Genomic DNA, 4961 nt, shown 5'->3' with positions numbered 1-4961 from the left:
GGCCTCCGCCGCGCCCCGGCCGCCGGCCCCCGTCGCCGGGACGCGCCGGGTCGTCGGCGCGGCCGTCGCGGGCGCGTTCATGCTGGTGGTGCTGGCGAACTTCGCCTACTTCTATCCGATCCTCGCCGCGCAGACCCTCACCTACGACGACTGGCACGAGCGGATGTGGTTCGGCTCCTGGATCTGAGCGGGGGCGGGCCGCAGGGCGCGGCCCCCCGCCAGGCACAGCAGCAGGGCCAGCAGGCCGCCGCCGGCCGCGCCGGCGAAGGCGCCGGGGACCCCGGCGAGGTCCTGGCCGACGCCGGAGACGGCGGAGCCGAGCGAGGCGCCCGCGCCGACGGCCGCCACCACCCAGGCGAACGCCTCGGTCACGGTGCCGCTCGGCGCGAGCCGGTCGACGAGCGTGAAGCTGCAGGCCAGGGCGGGCGCGAGGAAGATGCCGCTGAGGAAGGCCAGCACCGACATGGCGGCCAGGCCCGGCGCGAGGACGAGCGGGACGTACCCGGCGGCGAGCGCGGCCAGCAGCCGGGGCAGCCGCCGGTGCGGCTCCCCGGCGCGGGGCCGGGCGCCGTAGACCAGGCCGCCCGCGAGGGCACCGGCGGACATGACGGCCAGCAGCAGCCCGGACGCGACGTCCGAGCCGAGCCGCTCGGCGTAGGCGACGACGGCGACCGTGTACACGCCGAGCGCGATCCCGGCGCAGGCGAGCGCGGCCAGCAGCACCCGCAGGCCGGGTGAGCGCAGCGGCCCCGCCCAGTCGGCGGCGCGCGGTGCCCCCCTCCAGCGCCGGGACGGGCCGGACAGCGCGACGACGAGGGTCCCGGCGATGCCGAGCGCGCCGGTGAGCAGCAGCGCGGTCTCGGTGCCGAGCTCCGCCGAGGCGACGACGAGCAGCGGCCCGACGGTGAACAGGATCTCCTGGGCGGCGGCGTCCAGCGCGTAGGCGGCCTCGACCTGGGCGGGGCCGTCCAGGACGTCCGGCCACAGGGCCCGCAGCCCGGCCTCGAGCGGCGGCGTGGCGAATCCGGCGAGGAGCACCGCGGCGACGGCGAGCGGCAGCGGCCGGGCGCCGACGGCGGCGAGCGCGCCGAACCCGGCGGCCGAGGCGAGGGCGGCGGGCAGCAGGACGCGGGGCTGGCCGAGCCGGTCCATGGCGCGGCCGAGGACGGGCTGGCCGGTGGCCATCGACAGGCCGAAGAGCGCGGCGAGGGCCCCGGCGAGCGGGTAGCCGCCTCCGTCGGCGCGCACGTGCAGGACGACGGCGAGCATTCCCATGCCGTTGGGCAGCCGGCCCAGCAGGGTGCCGCCGAGGAGCCGTCCGGCGTGGGGGCGCCGCAGGAACTCGACGTAGGCGCGCATTCGCTTCCCCGGGGGTGAGGGATCGAGGGGTCACATCGACGAGTCATACGTATTACTCGACGCATCATACGTACCACCCGAGAGGCCCGGCGTTCTAGTCTGTTTTTCCGCGCACGTGTCCGCAGGGAGGCCCGGGTGCCGGCGACCAGCCGTCCCACCAGCAAGGACGTGGCCCACGAGGCCGGGGTCTCGCAGTCGACGGTCTCGCTCGTGCTGGGCGGGAAATGGTCCGGCCGGGTCTCCCCCGCGACCGCCCGGACCGTCCACGAGGCCGCCGAGCGGCTCGGCTACCGGCCGAACCCGGCGGCGCGGAACCTGCGGCTCGGCACGACCCGGACGGTCCTGCTGATGGTGCCGACGCTGACCGCCCCGTTCTTCGGCCCGGTCTACACCGGCGCCGTGCGGGAGGCCGCGCGGCACGGCTTCGGGGTCGTGGCGTACGTGTGGCCGGACGACGCGGGCCCCGCCGACAGCCCGTTCGCCGCGCCGCACGAGGCGATCGACGGCGTCCTCGCGTCCTCGATGGAGCCGGCGACGCTGGCCGAGTTCCGCGGCACGCCCGCGGTGATGCTGGACAGCGACCCGGCCGGGACGGCGCCGACGGTGGCGTTCGGCGTCGCGGACGGCATGCGGGCGATCGTCGCGCATCTCGCGGCGCTCGGCCACCGCCGCGTCGGGCACGTCGCGGCGGCGCCCGACCAGTGGACGTTCCGGGCCCGCGCGCGGGCGCTGGCCGCGGCGGTCGAGGCGCTGCCGGGCGGCGCGCTGACCCGCGCGACGGCGGCGATCGAGGTCGGCTCGGCCCGGGACGCGGCGGCCCGGCTGCTGACCCGGCCCGACCCGCCGACCGCGCTGGTGTGCGACGACGACCTGCTCGCCGCCGGCGCCTACAAGGCGGCGCGGGCGCTCGGGCTGGACGTCCCGTCCGAGCTGTCGGTCACCGGTTTCGACGACGTGCTGCTCGCGACCGCGCTGGAACCGGAGCTGACGACGGTCCGGCTGCCCGCCGAGGAGCTGGGCGCCCAGGGCATGACGGCGCTGCTGGAGCTGCTGAGCGGGCACCGCCCGGTCTCCCGCGTCCTGCCCGGCCGGCTGGTCGTGCGGGGATCGACCGGTCCGGCCCGTCCGGGCAGGTGATCCCCCGGTTGGCGGGGTATAAGGGGGCGCATGGCAGCACACCCCTCGGAAACCGACACGCAGACCCACCCCGCGAACCGCATCGGTACCTCTCCGCCGCGGACGCGCGCCTGGCTCCACGGCAAGGTGGAGGCGGAGGGCTTCCCGGTCGCGGAGGTGAGCGACTGGCTGGAGCGGCCCGACACCGTCGTGTGGCTCGACCTGTGCTCGCCGCGCACCGAGGACCTGCGGGTGATCGGCGAGGAGCTGAGCCTGGACCCCGTCGCGGTGGAGGACGCCGTCTCCCGGCATGAGCGCGCCAAGCTCGACCGCTACGACGGCTACGCGTTCCTCAACGCGTACGTGCCCGAGATGACCGAGGGCGAGCTCACCCTGCACGAGATCTCGGCGTTCGTGACGCCGCGCGCCCTGGTCACCGTCCGGCAGAACCACGGGATCGACGTCGACGAGCTGCTCCGCCGCTGGGACGAGAGCCCGGACGGCGACGTCGCCGAGGGCGGGCCCGGCTACCTGCTGTACGAGCTGCTGGACATGGTGGTGGACCTGCAGATGGAGGGCGTCCAGGCGCTGGACGACGAGGCCGACGCGGTGGAGGAGCTGGTCTTCGACGACAAGTTCCCGGTCCGGCAGATCCAGGAGCGCAGCTTCCGGCTGCGCAAGAACCTGGTCGCGCTGCGCCGGGTGGCGCTGCCGATGCGCGAGGTCGTCAACACGCTGCTGCGGCGTGACCTGCGGATCGTCTCGCCGGCGATGGCGCCGTACTTCCAGGACGTCTACGACCACACGCTGCGCGTCGGCGAGTGGACCGACGGGCTGCGCGACCTCGTCGCGAACCTGCTGGACACCAGGCTCGCGCTGCAGGGCAACAAGATGAACGAGGTGATGAAGAAGGTCACGAGCTGGGCGGCGATCATCGCCGTGCCGACGGCGGTGACCGGCTTCTACGGGCAGAACGTGCCGTATCCGGGGGCACAGCACCACGCGGGGTTCATCGTCAGCACGGCGCTGATCGTGGTGTGTAGCGTCGCGCTCTACGTGATCTTCAAGCTGCGCGACTGGCTGTGAGGGACCGGACCGGCCGTTGGACATGGGCCTCGTGCTCTGATCTCCTCGGCCGCATGCGATCTCATCCCTCCCGGTGGCGGACCGCACCCGGCTCCGCCGCTCTCGCCCTGTCCGCCCTCGCCTCCGCGGCCGGCTGCGGCACCGGCTTCGCCGCGGAGGCCGGACGCGCGGCGCCGCGCGGCGCCACGGCGCCGCTCGCCGCTCCCGCGACTCCCGCTCCCGCTCCCGCCGCGTCCCAGGGCACCGTCGGCCGGCGGCTTCGCGCCCTGGAGAAGGCGCGCGGCACGCGAATCGGCGCCTACGCGATCGACACCGGCACCGGCCGTTTCCTGGGCTACCGCGCGGACGAGCGCTTCGCGTTCCTGTCCACGTTCAAGGCGATGGCGTCGGCGGCGGTCCTGCGGAAGGCCCGCCGGACCGACCCGGGGCTGATGGACCGGGTCGTCCACTACACCGAGGCCGATTTGGTGGAGCACTCGCCGGTCACGAAGGAGCACGTGGCGACGGGGATGACCGTCGCCGAGCTGTGCGACGCGGCGATCACCGTCAGCGACAACACCGCCGGGAACCTGGTGCTGCGGCAGATCGGCGGGCCCGCCGGGCACACCGCGTTCCTTCGCTCGCTCGGCGACCGGATCAGCCGGGCCGACCGCTGGGAGACCGACCTGAACATCTGGGCGCCCGGCGAGCGGCGCGACACGACCGCGCCCCGCGTGTGGGCGCGCGACCTGCGCGATCTGGCCGTCGGGCCGGCCCTCGACCCGGCCGACCGGGCGCGGTTGACCGGATGGCTGAAGGACAGCGAGACCGGGGCCGCGCGCATCCGCGCCGGGCTGCCGAAGGATTGGACCGTCGGCGACAAGACCGGTACCAACGATTCCGCGGGGCTCGCGAACGACGTCGCCGTGGCCTGGCCGCCGTCCGGGGCACCGCTGGTCTTCGTCGTGCTGACGAACCGGCGCTCGGGCGGCGGCGCCGACGACGGCGCGGTGGCGCGGACCGCGACGATCCTGTCCGAGGGCCTCGGCCGGTCCTGATCGGCCGGTGGGCGGCGTCAGGGGCGGGCGGCAGGGGCTGCGCGCTCGGCGGCCTCGACGAGCAGCGCGGTGACCAGATCCAGCGGCACGCCGGTGCGGTCCGCCGCCCGGACGGCCTGCCGGGCGGCCTCGGACGGCCGGGCGATGACCGCCGCGCACGCCGCGCGGACGGCGGCGAGCCGGGCCTCGTTGGTGGTGAGCGCGCCGCCCGCCCGCGCCATCGCGGCGTCGACGGCCAGGTCCAGCAGCGGGACCCGGTCGCGCAGGGCGCGCCGGAGCGCCCGGCGGCCGCCCTAGATCGGAAGAGCGTCGTGTAGGGAAAGAGTGTAGATCTCGGTGGTCGCCGTATCATTAAAAAAAAAA

The 4961-nt window shown here is 75.5% G+C and carries 5 protein-coding genes and 1 pseudogene; 4 read left to right on the top strand and 2 right to left on the bottom strand.

Translation table 11 applies throughout. The features are described 5' to 3' along the window. Window positions 1-187, top strand: a pseudogene (locus E1291_RS39130) (phospholipid carrier-dependent glycosyltransferase); the annotation flags it as partial. Here the strand turns inward: E1291_RS39130 and E1291_RS39125 are convergent. Continuing rightward, window positions 142-1359 carry an MFS transporter gene (locus E1291_RS39125; RefSeq protein ID WP_131743071.1) on the bottom strand — a complete coding sequence of 406 codons (1218 nt, stop codon included), beginning with the start codon at window positions 1357-1359 and terminating at the stop codon, window positions 142-144. The pseudogene E1291_RS39130 and the gene E1291_RS39125 overlap by 46 nt on opposite strands. A gap of 135 nt (window positions 1360-1494) precedes the next feature. On the opposite strand from E1291_RS39125, the gene E1291_RS39120 reads away from it, so the two are divergent. From E1291_RS39120 to bla, 3 genes are read left to right on the top strand one after another with little or no spacing between them, the layout of a single operon-like run. Next, on the top strand, window positions 1495-2496 hold the full coding sequence (locus E1291_RS39120) for a LacI family DNA-binding transcriptional regulator (RefSeq protein WP_131743070.1): 1002 nt from the start codon (window positions 1495-1497) through the stop codon (window positions 2494-2496). 30 nt (window positions 2497-2526) lie between these two features. Then, window positions 2527-3561, top strand: coding sequence for a magnesium transporter CorA family protein (locus E1291_RS39115; RefSeq protein ID WP_131743069.1), 1035 nt, complete (start codon window positions 2527-2529; stop codon window positions 3559-3561). A gap of 53 nt (window positions 3562-3614) precedes the next feature. Then, window positions 3615-4598 carry a class A beta-lactamase gene (bla, locus tag E1291_RS39110; protein WP_131743068.1) on the top strand — a complete coding sequence of 328 codons (984 nt, stop codon included), beginning with the start codon at window positions 3615-3617 and terminating at the stop codon, window positions 4596-4598. Window positions 4599-4615: 17 nt separating this feature from the next. On the opposite strand, the gene E1291_RS39105 is transcribed toward bla, so the two are convergent. Continuing rightward, the gene (locus tag E1291_RS39105; RefSeq protein WP_131743067.1) at window positions 4616-4819 is read right to left on the bottom strand and encodes a hypothetical protein; all 204 of its coding nucleotides are present in this window, start codon (window positions 4817-4819) and stop codon (window positions 4616-4618) included. Window positions 4820-4961 lie beyond the last annotated feature (142 nt).

The organism is Actinomadura roseirufa, from assembly GCF_900659635.1.
Lineage (GTDB): Bacteria > Actinomycetota > Actinomycetes > Streptosporangiales > Streptosporangiaceae > Spirillospora > Spirillospora roseirufa.
This window is presented reverse-complemented; position numbering and strand designations above follow the sequence as displayed.